Raw genomic sequence first — 17,092 nt, forward strand, 5'->3', positions numbered from 1 at the left:
CGTCGGTTCCCGCCGCGCGGCGGGGACTACCGTATCGGATGATGTCCGGACCGCCTGCCCTCGCCGCCCAGGCCGCCCGTGTGCGATCGGGCAACGATCTGCTCGCCGCGCTCGATCCCGAACAGCGGGCCGCGGCCGGAGCCCCGCTCGGACCGGTCTGCATCCTCGCCGGCGCCGGTACAGGTAAGACACGCACCATCACCCATCGAGTCGCGCACATGGTCGCGCAGGGGGGGGTCGGGCCGGGCCAGATCCTGGCGGTGACCTTCACGGCCAGGGCTGCGGGAGAGCTGCGCGGCCGGTTGCGGGCCATGGGTGTCGATGGAGTGCAGGCCAGGACGTTCCATTCCGCGGCTCTCAAGCAACTGTTGTACTTCTGGCCGTCGGTCGCCGGGGTCGCGCTGCCCAAGGTGGAGAAGAGCAAGATCCCGTACGTGGTGCGGGCGGCCGCCCGCCTGCACCTGCGGCCGGACCGGGCCGAGCTGCGCGACCTCACCTCGGAGGTCGAGTGGGCGAAGACGACGCTTGTGACCCCGGCGGACTACGCCCGGATGGCGGCGGCGAGCGGGCGGGAGACCGCCGCTCCCCCCGAGACGGTCGCCCGGCTCTACGCCGCGTACGAGGAGGTCAAGCGCGACGCCGGTGTGATCGACATGGAGGATCTGCTGCTGCTGACCGCGGCGATGATCGAGGAGCACAGCTGGGTCGCGGCCGAGGTGAGGGCCAGATACCGCCATTTCGTCGTTGACGAGTATCAGGATGTCAACGACCTGCAACAGCGTGTCCTCGACGCCTGGCTGGGGGAGCGCGACAGCCTCTGTGTCGTCGGGGACCCCCATCAGACGATCTATTCGTTCACCGGGGCGTCGCCCGAGCACCTGCTCGGATTCCCGCGCCGGTTCCCGGACGCGGCCGTGGTGCGTCTGATCCGAGACTACCGGTCCACCCCCCAGGTGGTCGGACTCGCGAACACCCTGATGCGGGCGGCCCCGGCGGCCCGCCTCGTCGCCGCTCGCCCGGACGGTCCCGCCCCGGTGTGGCTGGAGTGCGACAGCGAGCCGGCGGAAGCCGCCGCGGTGGCGTCCCGGATCCGCCGGCTGCTCGACCAGGGCGTGCCGGCGAGTGAGATCGCCGTGCTGTACCGCACGAATGCCCAGTCCGAGGCGTATGAGGCGGCGATCGGCGGGGCCGGTATCGCCTACCTGCTCCGGGGCGGGGAGAAGTTCTTCGAGCGGACCGAGGTCGTCGCGGCCATGAGGTTGCTGCGGGCCGCGGTGCGCTCCGCCGACACCGACCGCCCGGAGGGACTCACGGCCGCTGTCGCCGACATCCTCGCGGCGCTCGGCTGGCGGGCGGACCAGCCGACGGTGGGCYCGGGCGCCGAGCGGGAACAGTGGGAGAACCTCGCCGCGCTGCACCGGCTGGCCGGCGATCTCGCCGCCCGTTCGCCCGAGGCCGACCTCGAGGCCTTCGTCGCCGAGCTCGGCGACCGCGCGACCCACGAGCATCAGCCGACGGTGCAGGGGGTGACCCTGTCGACCCTGCACACCGCCAAGGGCCTGGAATGGGATGCGGTGTTCCTCGTCGGGCTGACCGAGGGCACGCTTCCCCTCGTCCATGCCAGGACCGCCGAGCAGATCGCCGAGGAACGTCGCCTGCTCTACGTCGGGGTGACCAGGGCCCGTAGGCACCTCGTCCTGTCCTGGGCGCTGTCCCGGGCGGAGGGCGGCCGGCGGTCGAGGCGGCCGTCTCGCTTCCTCGACGATCTGCGTCCGATGCGCCGGGAGTCCGCGGCCGGCGTCCGCCACGGGGGGCGAGGCGAGGGCACGAGGCCCGTGGCCGGGGCGGAGGAGACCGGCCCGGGTCGGTCCCGGAGCAGGTCGGCGGTGCGGTGCCGGACGTGCGGCCGGTCGTTGACGGGTGTGCACGCGCGGGTCGGGCGCTGCGAGGGCTGCCCCGGCGACGTCGACGCCGCGCTGTTCGAGCGCCTGCGGGTGTGGCGTTCGGCGCGGGCGAAGGAACAGGGGGCACCGGCCTTCGTCGTCTTCACCGACGCCACGCTGCAGGCGATCGCCGAGAGCCGGCCGGGCACGGTGGCCGAGCTCGTGCGGCTGCCCGGCATCGGACAGGCCAAACTCGACCGTTACGGGGAGGAGGTACTCGCCCTCGTCGCGGGGCGCACGCCGCCGGTCGGGTCGCCGCTGGTGGTGGAGTCACTGGGGTCCGACACGCCGCCCGACGCTTCGTAACTGGAAGTGTTCGCGGCGCAACACAGAAAATATGTTGTGGTTCGCGCGGCGAGCTTCTACCGTTACCGAGGACGCCTGAAGCGGGCATGTGGAGTGACACCCGTCCGGGTCCCACGGACTCCGGGTCCCACGGACTCCGGGTCCCACGGACTCCCGAGCCCACGGACTCCCGAGCCCACAGAGAAGGAGGTGATTTCGTCGTGTTCAGCATCGTGATGGACAGAGCTGTCGCCGAGATCACCCGTCCGTGGGAGAACCGGCACGGCGCGGCATTGATGAGTGYCGCCATCGGTGCCGTCGTCGGTGCGTCCGCAGGCCGTGGCACGTCCGCCGCCGTCCCCACGGTCCAAGCCGATGATCTGTCGGCCCAGGAGTCCGCGTTCCCGAACCCGGCGGGGGGCGTGGCGCTGGCGTCCGGCTATGCACACCGTCACTTCACCTTCCGGGGATCCGCCCACGATCCGCTCCTGGACTAGCGCCGACTGGAGCCGAATCCGAGGCCGCGGATCCCGATGGGGACTGCGGCCTTTGTCGTTTCGCTTCCTTCATCCCACCCGAAGACCAACCTGTCTCGGAGGTGACATCGGTGTTCGACCCCTCGGTCGTTTCCCGGATCGAGCGGGATCGTCTCGTCCTGCCCTGCTGGGACGTAGATCCTGACATGTTCTTCGCTGAGTCCCCGGCGGACGTGGAGACCGCCAAGGCCGTCTGCCGGACCTGTCCCATCCGGGCGGCGTGCCTGTCCGCCGCGCTGGACCGTGCCGAGCCCTGGGGAGTGTGGGGCGGCGAACTGCTGGTGACCGGCAGCGTCGTCCCGCGTAAGCGGCCCCGCGGCCGTCCGCGCAAGGAGCGCAAGGAAGAAGAGGTCGCCGCCTGAGCCCCCGTGCCACCCGTTGATCACACGGGGGCGGCGGTGGSATCGCCGCACCAGCACGGGCGGGACACCGGATCGTCGGTGTTCCGCCCACCGGTGTTGCCGCGCTTTTCTTCCGCTGGTGCCTGCGGCCCCGGTACTGTTCCGGCGTGCCCAGCAGCGAGCGTGTCTACCCGGTGTCCACAGGTGCGGGTCCGGCCGGAGCGCCGGGACTGGCCGCATCCGACGATCTTTCTCTGGCCGTTGCCATCCTCACCGGTCCCGAGCTGGCCGCGATCGTGGATCTCGTGGCCTGGGTCGATTCCGGCTGGCTCTACGTGGCGAACGCGATCGGTTCGTCGCGGTTGCCGGTGGCCGATCCGGACGGTCCCCGGGAACTTCGCTTCGGGCGTGATCCGCTCGGGTCGGAGGATCCGATGCACGGCGTGCCGCTCGCGGCGGCGCTCGCCGACCCGTCACCACCGAACGAGCGCAACTCCTACCCGTTCGCCGGACGGCGACTGCTGTCCGCCTTCGCCGATCCCAGCCGTTCACCCGATCTGATCGTCGTACACACCCCCCGGCACTACTGGCCCGACCGCGGCGGCCACCTGGGTGAGCACGGATCGTTGGATGCCGGCCAGTCCCGGGCTCCGCTGATCCTGTCCGGCGCGGGTCATCGACATCGGACCCACCCTCGCGGCCCTCGCCGGCGTGACCATGGCGGATGTGGAGGGGACGCCGCTCACCGATCTGGTGGGGCCAGGGGCCCGGCACGTCGTCGGCCTGCTCTGGGACGGGGCCAACAGCAACGACGTCCTGCACCTCGCGCACGCCGGCGAGCTGCCGGGGGTCGCGCGTCTGCTTGCCACCGGGACGGCCCTGACCGGCGGCGCGATCGCCGAGTTCCCCAGCGTCACGTTGACCAACCACACCTCCGCGCTCACCGGAGTCGGGCCGGGCCGGCACGGCATCCTGCACAACGTGTACTTCGACCGGGCGACCGGCGAGCAGGTCATCGTCAACGACGTGCGGACCTGGCATTCCGCGTGCGATCAGCTTCGGGACGGGGTGGAGACGCTGTTCGAGGCCCTCGCGCGCGACCGACCCGGGGCGACCRGCGCCTGCGTGAACGAACCGGTCGACCGGGGTGYGGACTACTCGACCTTCGGGCTCGTGCGGGCCGCCGGTAACCAYGGCGGGGCCGGCGATATGGGGGACTACCTGCCTGCGGCCGACGGCGACCCGCACGCCACCGCCCGCTGGGTAGGGGAGAACGCCGACTATGCCTGGTCCACCCGGGTGGACGCGCTCGGCCTCGCGCAGGTCCAGCAGCTCTGGGCGGCGGACGCGGTGCCCCCGGACCTGATGTGGTGGAACACCACCATCACCGACACCGGGCATCACGGGGGCGGCCCGTACTCCGAGCAGGCCCGCGCCGCGCTGCGGGACGCGGACGCCCGGTTGTGCGCCTTCCTCGACCTGCTCGCCGAGCGGGATCTGCTGGCCGAGACCGCGATCCTGCTGACCGCCGACCACGGCTCGGAGGCGGCGGATCCCACCTGCCAGGGCGACTGGGGGGCTGCGCTGCGCGCCGCCGGGGTGCGTTTCCGGGACGAGGGATACGGCTTCCTGTACCTCGGCGTCGACATCGTTGACATCGTCGAGCAGCCGGGGGGTTGACCCGCCGGGCCAGCCCGTCAATAAGCGTCGGTCACGGTTGCGGGGTCGGAGAACGACTCCTCGTCCGGTGCCCGGCGCGGGGCGGCCTTGCGGCCCGACCCGGGTCGAGCCGCGGCGGAGCGGTTCGCCGGGGTAGAGGGCCGGCTCGGTTCGGCCGGCTCGGCCTGTAGGGGCAGCGCCGCGGGGGCGGTGGCCAGGTCGTCGGCAGTCGCCGGAGCGGTGTCGGCCGCCGACCTCCCGGCCTTGCGGGCCTTGGTCGTCCTGCCGGTCCGTCCTGGTCTGCGGGGTTTGCGCGGGCCGGGCAACCCGCCGGCCAGAACGACCGGGCCGTCCAGCGGCCGGACGATTCCGGCCTCGTCCTGGACGGGGAGAGCGGGCAGGGGACGACCGGGCCGGTTGGCGTCCTCGGCCGCGCGGGCGGTCGCCGTCCCCGGTTCGGCGAACCCGGGTTGCCAGCGCTCCATCTCGTCCCGGAAGCGGCCGGTGCTGCCCAGCTGGCACAGGATGCCGATCGCGCCGAGTGTCACCCGGTGGATGAGCAGGTACGACGGCGGCAGATTGAGCTGGCGACCGAGCTGTGCCGCCGCCGACCGCCAGTCTCCGAGCCTGGCGGCCTCCTTGCGCAGCCAGCCTCGGGAGAAGGTGAACTCCTCCACCGCGATCGGCTCCAGCATCGGGGCCAGATAATCCAGCAGGTCCTCGGCTCGGATTTCGGCCGACGGCGGGATGAAGCCCTCGCGGCGCAGTCCCTGCTCGACGGCGTCGGCGTCCCCGGCCAGGGTCTGTCGAGCCAGCCGGCCGATCGGCGCCGGCAGGCCGTCCGGCAGGCGGTTCACGGCGCCGAAGTCCAGGACGCCGAGCCGCCCGTCGGACAGCAGGCGGAAGTTGCCGGGATGCGGATCAGCGTGCAGCAGACCGGCGCGACCCGGGCAGGAATAGAGAAACCGCACGAGCAGCAGGCCGGCGGTGTCGCGCTGCTGCGGGGTACCGTCCGCGATGATGACGGACAGGGGTATTCCCTCGATCCACTCGCTCACGAGCACCCGGCCAGAACCGGCCAGCGGCCGGGGGATGACGACGTCCGGGTCGTCCGCGTACGCCTCGGCGAAGGCCCCCTGCCAGGCGGCCTCCAACCGATAGTCGAGCTCCTCGGCGATTCGGGCCTTGAGCTCCTCGACCAGCGGCTTGATGTCCAATCCGGGAGTGACCGCGCCGAACAGCCGAGCGGCCCGGCCGAGCTGGGTGAGATCGGCGAGCAGAGCGGGACCCGCTCCCGGATACTGCACCTTCACCGCGACGGCTCGGCCGTCAGCCCAGACCGCCCGATGCACCTGGCCGATGCTGGCCGCCGCCGCCGGAACGTCGTCGAAGCTCGTGAACAGCGAGCGCCAGTCCGCTCCGAGCTCCTCGGCGAGCACGCGGTGCACCACTGCCGCCGGCAGCGGGGGCGCCGCCTCCTGCAGCCTGGTCAGCGCCGCCCGGTATGGCCCGGCGACGTCGTCGGGAAGCACCGCCTCGAAGACGGACAGCGCCTGGCCCAGTTTCATGGCGCCACCCTTGAGCTCCCCGAGCACCCGGAAGATCTGCGCGGCGGTGCGCTGCTGGAGCTCGGAGGCGACGGCCTCGGCGGGGCGACCACCGATGCGTTTGCCGACGCCGAGGGTGGCTCGGCCGGCTATTCCGATGGGAAGCGTGGCCAGCTTGGCGGTGCGGACGACGGCCCGCCGTGGGATCTCGGACACTGCTCCATCGTGCCCTGTTCCGCGTCGTCACGGGTGCCRGCCAGGCGTAATGACTCCAGGACGCCAAATGACTCCAGGACGCCGGCGCGGCGACCGCCSGCGGGGTGGAACGGTCACGCGGGTGCCACCGGCGCAGAGGCCTCCGCCGACGCGGCCGCCGATCGGGCGGTGCGGCAGGGACAGTTGGGGTGGACCGGCCAGGTGCGTCGGCGAATCCGCCAGCCGGGAACGGTGAACTCCAGCGTGCCGTCGGCGGTCACCGGTAGGACCGCGGTCACCGGTAGGACCGTGCGCGGGGAAGTCAATGTAATGAAGGTCTCATTATGGCTGTTTGCTGTCGGTGGCAGATGGTCCGAGTTGTCGGGATGTTGGCCCGGGGCGGGTCCCGTGACGCCGGACAGGTCGGGTGGGGCAGATAGGGCAGATAGGGCAGATAGGGCGGATAGGTCGGGTGGAGGCGRGGCGGCGAGGTCCAGAAAGGCCAGGGCCTGCATGGCGGTGAGCGCGGCGACAAGACCMGCCAGGGTGATCTCGCAGGCGTCCGGCCCGGTGGCCGGGCGGTGGACCATCTGCATGGCGAGCACCGGCCAGACCGGGTTCCGGGAGTACCGGTGGAGGTGCTGGCAGTGCAGGCACRCGGTCACGGTCGGCACGACGAGCGGACCGACGATCCCCGTGGTCTCCCGCACTCCGGCCACGAGATGGGCGGTGCCTCGGCCTTCCAGATCGAGGCACTCCCCAGGGTGGATCATCGGCAGACCGACCGGAGCCAGCACGATCAGATCCGCGGCGAACCGGTCCTCGTCGGGCCGACGGTGCCCGGCGCCCTGCCGGCTGGCCCGGGTCACCGCCGCGCCGGTGGCCAGGGACCGGGGACGCCCCACGTCGTCGAGGCGCAGGCCGCCCGGGGAGACGTCGGCGGCGGTCGTCACCTCGGGATCGTCGATGACGACCCGACCGATCCCGGCCGCGGCGAGCAGGGCCGCGACCTGAGCACCGACGCGACCGGCGCCGCGCACGAGGACCCGCATCGCCCGGCGGGTGGCGAGGACCCGGCGGGCACCGGCCGGATCCTCCGACACCAGGGACAGCGCCGCCAGGTCGGGCGACAGACGGTCATGCTCGACCGCGGGCAGCGGTGCCGCACCGGGAGGCGCCGTGGCGTCGTCCAGCAGACCGGCCTYGGCGAGCAGGTCGAGCAGGACCCGGCCGGCGGGAGTGCCATCGAGACGCAGCTGCTCCAGCGTGCGGCTGCCGTCGAGGGCGTCGAGCAGGGCGGCGTCCGACGGGGCCAGGTCGGCGAGGATGACGGCGCGTGCGGTGTCGATACCGAGCTGCAGGGTGGAGCTGTTGTGCCAGAGCCGGCGCAGGCCCGGCTTGAGGATCGGGCGCATGGATCCTCCGGGTGTTCCCGCCGGCCGGTTGAGGCCGGGGAATCGGACCAGGACGGGCCGGTCACGGCGACCGGCGGATCCTCAGCGTGGCACGTCCGACCGGCGAAGGATGAACACCCGTGGATCGCTGTGGACGTGCTGTGGACGAAACTGTGGATCATCACTGGTCCGTCCGGGTTACCTGTCCGGGTTGTCCGGCCCGTCGGATCCGCCATCGGCGGGTGGGGCGCCGCGGAGTTTCTCGATTTCACCGATCGGGTCGTCGAGCGCGCTCGACGACGCGCCGGACACGAACGCCTCCGGGGCGGCGAGATCTGCCGCGGTGGGCAGCAGATCGGGATGCGCCCACAGCGCGTCGCGACCCTCGTGACCCCGGGCGTCCCGTACCGCCTCCCACAGGGCGGCGGCCTCCCGCAGCTTGCGTGGCCGCAGGGAGAGACCGACCAGCGTGGCGAAGGTCTGCTCGCCCGGACCGCCTTCGGCGCGACGGCGCCGCACCATCTCGCGCAGTTTGCCCGCGGCCGGCAGATGACCGGTGGYCGCGGCGTCCGTCACATGATCGACCCAGCCCTCGATCAGCGCGAGGATCAGTTCGAGACGGGCGAGCGCGGCCTTCTGCTCGGGGGTGGTGGCGTCGCTGAACACGTCCTCGCCGAGCGCCTCCGACAGCCGTTCAGGGTTCATCAACGCCGTCGGGTCGACCATCCGCATCACCCGTCCGACGGCCTCGGTATCCACCGCGATGCCGCGGGCGTACTCCTCCACCGCGCCCAGGACGTGGGCGCGTAGCCAGGGGACGTGCGCGAACAGCCGGCTGGACGCGGCCTCCCGCAGCGCCAGGTAGATGCGGACCTCGTCCTCGGGGATCTCCAGGCCCTGACCGAAGGCGACGACACCCGCCGGGATCAGGGCGGCGGTCCCGACCGGTCCGAGTGGCAGCCCGACCTCAGTGGAGGAGACGACCTCGGCGGCCAGGGTGCCGATCGCCTGCCCCACCTGGGCGCCGAACAGCATCCCGCCGACCCGGTCCATCATCTGCATGATCGGGCCGCCGGTGGCCATCAGCCCGCTGAGGTCGAGTCCCGGGGGCAGCGCGCCGCGCAGCTCACTCGGCAGCTCGATCCCGCCACCACCGAGGTGGTTCAGCCCGCTGGAGATCCCAGTGCGCATCGCCTCGGCGACCTTCGTGGCGATCGGGTCGCAGAGGGTCTGCCAGACCGGCAGGGTCTTCTCGATCCACTCCTGCCGCGACCAGGCCTGCGCCGCCGTGGCTCCGGCCGGCAGCGAGGTCACCGCGTCGAGCCAGACGTCGGCGATCCGTATCGCCTCGCTCACCGGCTCCCGCTGGGCCGTGGACACCGCGGAGTCGGTGTCGCCGAGGGACCTGACGGCCACCTGGCGGGCCAGCTCCCAGTTGACCGGACCGCCATGCCAGGACAGCAGCCGTTCGAGCTCGGCAAAGAACGGGGCGCCGCCACCGAAGGGGGGCCGGGGCTCGTCGCCGCCGCCAGCGGGCGTGAAGCCGAACGGGAAGTTGCCACTCATCGGCCGTAGCCTCCTCGGGAGGCGGGCAGTCGCACGCACGGTTGGCACATGAACCCACGGTAATGCGTTTTCTGCCCGACGGGCGAAACGGCGCTGGCCCCGACCGTTACGGTCGTAGCTGTGGAACCGACGTGTTCTCCGGCGGGGGCCCCGCCGATCGCGCCCGCCCCGCCCGCGCCACCTCCGTCGTCCGTGCCGTCCGTGCCGTCCGTGCCGTCCGTGCCGTCCGTGCCGTCCGTGCCGTCCGTGCCGTCCGTGCCGGACCCGGACCCGGTCGCGCGGGTGACGCTCGCGGAGATCCGGGACGGCGTCCTGTCGGTGGACGAGTGCATGGCCGCTGTGCGGTCCCCTGGCGTGGGGGGGATTGCCCTGTTTGTGGGCACTGTCCGGGGCCATGACCAGGGCCGCGGGGTGACCGACCTGACGTATCAGGCGCATCCCCGGGCMGGCACGGAGATCGCCCGGGTCGCCGGCGACGTCGCCGCGACCGCACCGGTGCTGGCCGTCGCGGTGGTCCACCGTACCGGTCACCTCGCCGTCGGGGACACCGCCGTGATCGTGGCGGTCGGCGCGGCCCACCGGGCGGAGGCTTTTGCCGCCTGTCGTCGTCTGATCGATGACATCAAGGAGCAGGTTCCCATTTGGAAACACCAGATTTTTGCGGATGGCGCGGCGGAATGGGTAGGCGCCTGCTGATCGGGGCACCCTACGATAGAAATAAGTCATCTTCTTGCCCGTCTCGACGTCGAGGCTCCCATGTGGTTCCTGTTGATCCCCCCCGTCGCCGTGCTCATAACTCTTGCGTGGGTCACCCTACGCAGCCGTCCCGACCGCACCTCCGAAGCCATGATCACGATTGAGGGCTATCGGCGCAGTATGGCCGCGCTGGCCCGACCGATCCCCGCCCAGCACGAGGTTCGTACCGTTACCGCCCTTGACGAACCCGGTCATCCCGGTCATCCCGGGCGGTCCGCCTCGGCCGGGGCGCCGTTGTCCGCGAGACACACGGCGCCGCCGCCCGAGTCCATCTGACCGTTTCCGTCCGGCGGCCGGGGCGTCTCACCGGCCGCCGGACGGCGGTTCAGGACCGAGTGGTCCTTCGAGTCCCTCGGCCGTGCTTTCGATCTCGTTCTTTACTCCCCACCTCCCGGCCCGCCGCGCGGCCTTCCGGACTCTGCCACGGCCTTCCGCCGCGCCTTTCGGGCCACCGAATGCCTTTCGGTGTCGATCATCGCAACCCCGGACCGTCGTGGCGAACCTCGGTTCCCGGACGCCGGGACGAGGGTCGTGAGCCCTGATACATAGACTGCGAGCATGGTCCGGCGCACCCAGACCCTCGTGGTCGCGTCGGTACTGGCCTTGGTTCTCGTGGTCGCGKGGCTGTGGATGCCGGTACCGTTCGTCACCTTGGCCCCCGGGCCGGTCACCGACACCCTCGGCAGCGTTGACGGGACGTCCTTGATCACCGTGGACGGCCGGCGGACCTATCCGACCGCCGGCAAGCTCGAACTGACCACGGTCGAGGAGACGCCCCGGCTCAACCTCGTCACCGCGCTGCGGGACTGGTCCGACTCCGACCGGGCGGTGGTCCCCAGCGAGCTGATCAGGCCGCCCGGTTCGAGCCAGGAGCAGATCCAGCAGGAGAACGCGCAGGCGATGCTCGACTCACAGGACCAGGCGACCGCGGCAGCGCTCGCGCAGCTCGGTATCGCGCCCACCGGCCGTTCGGTCGCGGTCGCCGGGGTCCCCACGGGCTCCCCGGCCACCGGCAAGCTGATGCCGGGCGATGTGATCGTGCAGGTCGGTGGGATGGCCGTGGCCAACCAGGAGGAGCTGCGCCGGCAGATCGGGAAGGTGGCTCCGGGCCATCCTGTGACGGTCACCTATCGGCGCGACGGAAAGACGGCCACGGCCACCGTCACGACCCGGGCCGCCACCRACGACCCCGCTCGTGCCATGATCGGTGTCACCACGACGGAGAAGCGGACCTACCCGTTCACGGTTCGTATCCRCATCTCCGATGTCGGCGGGCCGAGTGCCGGGCTGATGTTCGCGATGGGCATCGTGGACCTTCTCACCCCCGGCGCGTTGACCGGAGGAAAGATCATTGCTGGCACCGGGACGATCACCTCCGCCGGTGAGGTGGGACCGATCGGCGGTATCCAGCAGAAGATCCTCGGGGCCAGGGCGTCCGGGGCATCGATCTTCCTGGTCCCCGCGGGGAACTGCGGTGACGCCCGCGCGATCGACTMCGGCGGTCCGCGCCTGGTGAAGGTGGAATCGCTGGCGGGCGCGCTGAAGGCCGTCGACGCCCTCCGGACGAATCCGGCCGCGGCGGTGCCCTCCTGCTGAGCGCGCCCCATCCGCGTGCCATGCGCCATCCGCGTGCCCGGTGGCGCCGTTGTGCCCGGTGGCGCCGGAAGAGGGCGGGCGGCTGCCGTGCGCCGCCGCCCGCCGGGTCGACTCACTGGAAGGTCGCGAGCAGTCCGTCGACGAGGTTGTCGGCCAGATCCGGATCGATGACGAGTTCGTCGTCCCCGCGGACTCGCAGGCAGGACGCGTGCAGCCCGCTGCGGGTGACCCCGACGGCGAGGCGGACGTCCTGGCGTTCGGGATGGTTCGCCGCCCAGTACTCGATCTCGTGATCGGAGTACGGAGCCTCCTCCTCCGCGCTGGGCGGCAGGACGACAAGCTCGGTKACCAGCACGCATCCGAGCACCTCCGGCGGCCATCCKATCCCCGCCAGCACCTCGTCGAGCCGCCCCACCGGCAGCGGTTCCTGCTCGACCGGGGTCAGCGACCCAGGCGGGGAGTCTCCGATGTGGGGGGCCAGCGCGGGTTCTCGCGCCAGCAGGTCGGCGGTGTCGGCCAGCGCGTAGACCTGGCTGGGCTGATCCCACCCGGAATCGGCGACGTGCCGCTCGACCTCGAGTACGACGGAGGTCAACTCCGTGATGTTCGGGCTGTTCACCGACCCATCCTCTCCGATCTCCCCCAGAGCCCCTGGCGTAGGTTGCCGTACTAGGGCGGTACGCGCCCCGAATCACCGAATCACCGACGCACGGAGGAACCTGTGGCAACCACCAGTCGCCGCCCGGTGCTGACCCGCACCAAGGTGCTCGTGCCGGTGCTGCTTGTCATCGTCCTCGCGATTACGATCATCGCCATCTTCACCCGGCTATACACTGACCTGCTGTTCTACCGCTCGATCGACTTCAGCAGGGTGTTCACCACTGTCCTCTACACCCGGATTTTGCTGTTCGTCCTCTTCGGCGTGGTAATGGCGATCATCGTCGGGACCAACATCGTACTTGCGTACCGGCTACGGCCGCCGCTTCGGCCGTTGTCGACCGAGCARCAGAACCTGGAACGCTACCKGTCGGTGATCGAGCCGTATATGCTGCTGATCCTGCTCGCGGTCACGACGCTGTTCGGCCTGGCCGCGGRCCTGTCCGCCGCCGGCCAGTGGCGGACGTGGCTGCTGTGGGTGAACGGCGAGTCTTTCGGGACCCCTGATCTGCAGTTTCACCGGGATATCAGCTATTACGCGTTCAGCTATCCCTTCCAGCGGTTCCTGCTCGGCTTCCTGCTGACCGCGGTGCTGCTGTCGTTGCTCGTCACCCTGCTGACCCACTACCTGTTCGGCGGAATCCGGATGCAGACCACGGGGGAACGGGTGACCCCGGCGGCGAAGGCGCACATCTCGGTGCTACTCGGGCTGCTCGCCCTGCTTAAGGCGTGGGCGTACTACCTCGACCGGTTCGGCTCGGTGTTCTCCTCGCGCGGGGTGGGGACCGGTGCGTCCTACACCGATGTGCACGCCGTGCTGCCGGCGAAGCTGATCCTGCTGTTCATCTCGCTGGCCTGCGCGGTGCTGTTCATCTACAACATCTTCCAGCGGGGCTGGACGCTGCCGCTGCTCGGCGCGGGCATCCTTGTCCTGTCCTCGGTGGTGATCGGCGGGATCTACCCGGCGATCGTCCAGCAGTTCCAGGTCCGGCCGAACGAGGCGACCCGCGAGGAGCCCTACATCGCGCGCAACATCGCGGCGACCCGGGCCGCCTACGGCATCCAGGACGTCGAGCCGCAGGACTATGCCGCCAGCACCGACGTCACCGCCCAGCAGGTCGCCGCCGACACCGGCACGGTCCCCAACATCCGTCTACTCGACCCCAGCAAACTCTCCCGGACGTTCCAGCAGCTCCAGCAGTTCCGCGGCTACTATGGTTTCCCGCCGACGCTCGACGTCGACCGGTACACCGTCACAGGGGCGGACAAGAAGTCGACGACCCAGGACTACGTGGTATCGGTGCGGGAGCTGAACCAGGCCGGGCTGGGAACGCAGCAGCGCAACTGGATCAACGAGCACCTGACCTATACCCACGGCAAGGGATTTGTCGCGGCGCCGTCGAACACCGTCGACGTGGGGCGCCCCGACTTCGATCACGGCGTGAGCGGTTTCCCGCAGGACGGTACCTTCGGTATCAAGGAGAACCGGGTCTACTTCGGGGAGATGTCGCCGTCGTATTCCATCGTCGGCACCAGGCAGATGGAGATCGATGGGCCGGGGCCGGGAGAAACCCAGGTCACCACGACCTACCAGGGCGACGGTGGGGTCTCGATCGGCTCGACCTTCCGTCGGGCGCTGTTCGCGCTGCGGTTCGGGGAGAAGAACATCCTGCTCTCCGGTGACATCACGAAGAACTCCCGGATCCTGGACGAGCGAAACCCGCGGGACCGGGTGAGCAAGGCAGCRCCCTGGCTCACCCTCGACGGAGACCCGTACCCGGCGATCGTCAATGGCCGGGTGACCTGGATTCTCGATGGTTACACAACCTCCGACGGCTATCCTTACTCCGCCCGGCGCACCCTGGGTGACGTGACCGCCGACTCGGTGACCACCCAGAGTGGCAACCGCACCCGGCAGGCCTCGAACCAGGTCAACTACATCCGTAACTCGGTGAAGGCGACGGTGGACGCCTACAACGRCACCGTCACCCTCTACGCCTGGGACGAGTCCGACCCGGTGCTACGGACCTGGATGAAGGCGTTCCCGGACACGGTGAAGCCGAAGAGTGACATCCCGCCGTCCCTCCGAGCACACTTGCGTTATCCGGAGGACCTGTTCAAGGTCCAGCGCGATCTGATCGGGCAGTACCACATCTCCAACCCGCGRGACTTCTACTCCCAGGAGGACTTCTGGGATGTGTCCGACTCGCCGGATGGAAGCGGGCAACCCCAGCCGCCGTTCTACGTCTACAGCCAGCTTCCCGGGCGCAAAGACCCGTCCTACAACCTCACCTCACCGTTGATCTCCGCCCGGTCCTCGAAGCTCGCGGCGTACATGGCGGTGTCCAGTGACCCCGCCAACTACGGCCKGTTCACCCTGCTCAAACTGCCGGCGGGGAACACGATCAACGGTCCGGTCCAGGTGCAGAACGCCATCGAGGGCAACGGCGACGTGGCCAAACAGCTGTCGCTATGGCGCAGCGGGGGAGCGACCACGATCGAGGGCAACCTGCTGACCCTGCCCCTGGCCGGCGGCCTGCTCTACGTCGAGCCCTACTACGTCCAGGCCAGAGGGAGCACCGGCTACCCGACCCTGCAGGGGGTCGCCACGGCCTTCGGCGACCGCATCGGTTTCRGTGCCTCGCTGGGTGAGGCCCTGGACAAGGTCTTCGGTGCCGGTGCCGGTGCCGCGGCGGCCGGGGCCGGCATCGGGGCCACGACCACGGACGCCGGTCAGGACGGCACGCCGGCTCCCAGATCCGGGCAGGGCGGGGCCGGCGTCCCGCCGCCGGGGCAGACCGCGCTGCAGGACGCCGTGGGCGACGCCGACCGCGCCTACCAGGCGGGGCAGGACGCTCTGCGCAAGAGCCCGCCGGACTTCACCGCCTACGGGAAGGCCCAGAGCGAGCTGGCTGATGCGCTGGGTCGCCTGCGTACTCTGTCGAGTCCGGCGGCGACACCGCCCGCTGCCACGGCGACACGGGCCGGTGCGTCGGTGCCCGCGTCACCGGTCCCCGCGTCACCGGCAGCCAAACCACCGGCTCCGTCTCCTTCGGCGACCGTGGCCGGCGGCGACACTCCCGGTCCACCGGGGGCCCGGGCCGCCCCGGCGCCCGGCTAGTCCCGAAAGTTCCGAAATTGGGGCCGCCATCGATTTGACAGCCGCCGATGGCGGCCCTGTATAGTGAAGACACACCGACGCGGGGTGGAGCAGCTCGGTAGCTCGCTGGGCTCATAACCCAGAGGTCACAGGTTCAAATCCTGTCCCCGCTACCAGTCGAAAGTACCCTCGGAAAGTTTTTCCGAGGGTACTTTCGCATTTAGGCAGGCATGCATCATTATCACGGGCCGTATCACGGGCCGTTTTCATCGGAATCCGTCCGCTCCTTCCGCCGGTTGGCGACCCGGGCGCCCGGCCGGGATGCGCGCCGACGCCCGGCGGCGCGGGGCCCGGATTGGCGGTCGTCCGAGCCCGGGACGCACAGTGGTGGCCCGGGAGCCGCCCCGGCATGGCGGCCGTCGGCGGCGGGTTCTCCCGCGGCGGGGCCCGTTCCGGGATCAGCGGGGGGTGGTTCCCGGGGTTCGCCACGGGCTTGCCGGACGCACCGCCTCGGCCGCCCGCATCAGCGCTTGGGCCAGCCGGCGGGCCTCGTCCGGAWCCAGGTAGGCCGCGGCAAGGGTGTCGAGCATGGGCGCATCCAACCGGAGCAGGATGACCGGAGCCTTCCCGGCGCTCGCCGGTGGCTCGGGACGTACCGTTATCTCCGCCTGCCCGATCCGGGTAACCATAATGCCGTCCTGCGGGTCATGGTGGACCAGCGCCATGTTCACCCCATCGTGTGTCCGGGCCGAGATATTTGACGTTCGTTGCATATGTTGGACTCTTGTTGTGGCCGCTTGGTTGTTCCCGTCGGCGGTACAAACGGTGACACCCCCGAACCGCATGCCCGCCCGCGTCGCCGCGCCCGTCGGCCCGTCGGCAGGTTCTGCGCCCTATCGATGTTCGACCCGGCCCGGCTTCCCCTCCGCGCCCGGCGGCCCGCGCTGTCGGCGTCCGGACGTTTCAGCGTGCTCCCCACGTGTAGGTCTGCTTGACCAGCCGCAGGTAGACGAACGTCTCGGTGGCGAGGACCTGTGGCAGGGCGCGGATCTGCTCGTTGATCAGTTCGAGCAGGTGCTCGTCGTTCTCGGCGACGATCTCCACGATGAGATCGAAGGATCCGGCCGTCAGGACGACGTAATCGACCTCGGGCAGCGCGGCAATCGTGTCGGCGACGACGCGGGTGTCCCCGGTGACCCGCACCCCGATCATCGCCTCCCGGTGGAAGCCCACCCGGAGCGGGTCGGTGACGGCGACGATCTGCATGATGCCGGCGTCGAGTAGACGCTGCACCCGTTGGCGCACGGCCGCCTCGGAGAGCCCGACCGCCGCCGCCATGGCCGCGTAGGACCGCCGGCCGTCCTGCTGCAGCTGCTCGATGATGGCCTTGTTGACATCGTCCAGCAGGGTATCGGAGCTAAGTCGCTGGCCGGGCGACCGTCGCGACTGCACCCGGCGTCCTCCTCGGTCCTCCGTGGCGGTTCCCCACGCCCGTTCACGCTGGCCTGCCCCTGCTG

The 17,092-nt window shown here is 70.7% G+C and carries 15 protein-coding genes and 1 tRNA gene; 9 read left to right on the forward strand and 7 right to left on the reverse strand.

Annotated elements, in window-relative coordinates:
• The first annotated feature begins 38 nt into the window (after window positions 1–38).
• From CcI156_RS16925 to CcI156_RS16935, 3 genes are all read left to right on the forward strand, one after another.
• Window positions 39–2,249: an ATP-dependent DNA helicase UvrD2 gene (locus CcI156_RS16925; protein WP_076806778.1), complete on the forward strand. Its 2,211-nt coding sequence runs from the start codon at window positions 39–41 to the stop codon at window positions 2,247–2,249.
• A 200-nt stretch (window positions 2,250–2,449) separates the two neighbouring features.
• Complete coding sequence (locus CcI156_RS16930; RefSeq protein WP_076806781.1) at window positions 2,450–2,725, forward strand: hypothetical protein; 276 nt, start codon at window positions 2,450–2,452, stop codon at window positions 2,723–2,725.
• A gap of 110 nt (window positions 2,726–2,835) precedes the next feature.
• On the forward strand, window positions 2,836–3,126 hold the full coding sequence (locus CcI156_RS16935) for a WhiB family transcriptional regulator (RefSeq protein ID WP_011438164.1): 291 nt from the start codon (window positions 2,836–2,838) through the stop codon (window positions 3,124–3,126).
• 527 nt (window positions 3,127–3,653) lie between these two features.
• Here CcI156_RS16935 and CcI156_RS27845 read toward each other — a convergent pair.
• Window positions 3,654–3,788, reverse strand: a complete 135-nt coding sequence (locus CcI156_RS27845; protein ID WP_023841362.1) for a hypothetical protein — start codon at window positions 3,786–3,788, stop codon at window positions 3,654–3,656.
• Between the two features lie 43 nt (window positions 3,789–3,831).
• On the opposite strand from CcI156_RS27845, the gene CcI156_RS27850 reads away from it, so the two are divergent.
• Window positions 3,832–4,785 (forward strand): alkaline phosphatase family protein, encoded by a 954-nt coding sequence (locus CcI156_RS27850; protein WP_371681818.1) that lies wholly within the window; start codon window positions 3,832–3,834, stop codon window positions 4,783–4,785.
• A 17-nt stretch (window positions 4,786–4,802) separates the two neighbouring features.
• Here the strand turns inward: CcI156_RS27850 and CcI156_RS16945 are convergent, their stop codons facing one another.
• The 3 genes from CcI156_RS16945 to CcI156_RS16955 all read right to left on the reverse strand — a co-directional run bounded on the left by CcI156_RS16945 (window position 4,803) and on the right by CcI156_RS16955 (window position 9,466).
• Window positions 4,803–6,527, reverse strand: a complete 1,725-nt coding sequence (locus tag CcI156_RS16945; protein WP_023841364.1) for an AarF/ABC1/UbiB kinase family protein — start codon at window positions 6,525–6,527, stop codon at window positions 4,803–4,805.
• A gap of 113 nt (window positions 6,528–6,640) precedes the next feature.
• Window positions 6,641–7,921 (reverse strand): ThiF family adenylyltransferase, encoded by a 1,281-nt coding sequence (locus CcI156_RS16950; RefSeq protein ID WP_076806783.1) that lies wholly within the window; start codon window positions 7,919–7,921, stop codon window positions 6,641–6,643.
• Window positions 7,922–8,098: 177 nt separating this feature from the next.
• The gene (locus tag CcI156_RS16955) at window positions 8,099–9,466 is read right to left on the reverse strand and encodes a zinc-dependent metalloprotease (RefSeq protein ID WP_076806785.1); all 1,368 of its coding nucleotides are present in this window, start codon (window positions 9,464–9,466) and stop codon (window positions 8,099–8,101) included.
• Between the two features lie 228 nt (window positions 9,467–9,694).
• On the opposite strand from CcI156_RS16955, the gene CcI156_RS16965 reads away from it, so the two are divergent.
• The 3 genes from CcI156_RS16965 to CcI156_RS16975 all read left to right on the forward strand — a co-directional run bounded on the left by CcI156_RS16965 (window position 9,695) and on the right by CcI156_RS16975 (window position 11,818).
• Complete coding sequence (locus CcI156_RS16965) at window positions 9,695–10,162, forward strand: molybdenum cofactor biosynthesis protein MoaE (RefSeq protein WP_049761126.1); 468 nt, start codon at window positions 9,695–9,697, stop codon at window positions 10,160–10,162.
• A 60-nt stretch (window positions 10,163–10,222) separates the two neighbouring features.
• Complete coding sequence (locus CcI156_RS16970) at window positions 10,223–10,498, forward strand: hypothetical protein (protein ID WP_011438159.1); 276 nt, start codon at window positions 10,223–10,225, stop codon at window positions 10,496–10,498.
• A gap of 282 nt (window positions 10,499–10,780) precedes the next feature.
• Window positions 10,781–11,818, forward strand: a complete 1,038-nt coding sequence (locus tag CcI156_RS16975; RefSeq protein ID WP_076806790.1) for a PDZ domain-containing protein — start codon at window positions 10,781–10,783, stop codon at window positions 11,816–11,818.
• Between the two features lie 112 nt (window positions 11,819–11,930).
• On the opposite strand, the gene CcI156_RS16980 is transcribed toward CcI156_RS16975, so the two are convergent.
• Window positions 11,931–12,437, reverse strand: coding sequence for a PPA1309 family protein (locus tag CcI156_RS16980; protein WP_011438157.1), 507 nt, complete (start codon window positions 12,435–12,437; stop codon window positions 11,931–11,933).
• A 102-nt stretch (window positions 12,438–12,539) separates the two neighbouring features.
• On the opposite strand from CcI156_RS16980, the gene CcI156_RS16985 reads away from it, so the two are divergent.
• Complete coding sequence (locus CcI156_RS16985; RefSeq protein WP_076806792.1) at window positions 12,540–15,596, forward strand: UPF0182 family protein; 3,057 nt, start codon at window positions 12,540–12,542, stop codon at window positions 15,594–15,596.
• 78 nt (window positions 15,597–15,674) lie between these two features.
• Window positions 15,675–15,751, forward strand: a tRNA-Met gene (locus tag CcI156_RS16990).
• A 282-nt stretch (window positions 15,752–16,033) separates the two neighbouring features.
• Here the strand turns inward: CcI156_RS16990 and CcI156_RS16995 are convergent.
• Together CcI156_RS16995 and CcI156_RS17000 are read right to left on the reverse strand one after the other, a co-directional pair.
• On the reverse strand, window positions 16,034–16,300 hold the full coding sequence (locus CcI156_RS16995) for a hypothetical protein (protein WP_076806819.1): 267 nt from the start codon (window positions 16,298–16,300) through the stop codon (window positions 16,034–16,036).
• 238 nt (window positions 16,301–16,538) lie between these two features.
• Window positions 16,539–17,027, reverse strand: a complete 489-nt coding sequence (locus CcI156_RS17000; RefSeq protein WP_011438154.1) for an Lrp/AsnC family transcriptional regulator — start codon at window positions 17,025–17,027, stop codon at window positions 16,539–16,541.
• Between the last annotated feature and the right edge of the window lie 65 nt (window positions 17,028–17,092).

Source organism: Frankia sp. CcI156 (genome assembly GCF_001983015.1).
Taxonomy (GTDB): domain Bacteria; phylum Actinomycetota; class Actinomycetes; order Frankiales; family Frankiaceae; genus Frankia; species Frankia casuarinae.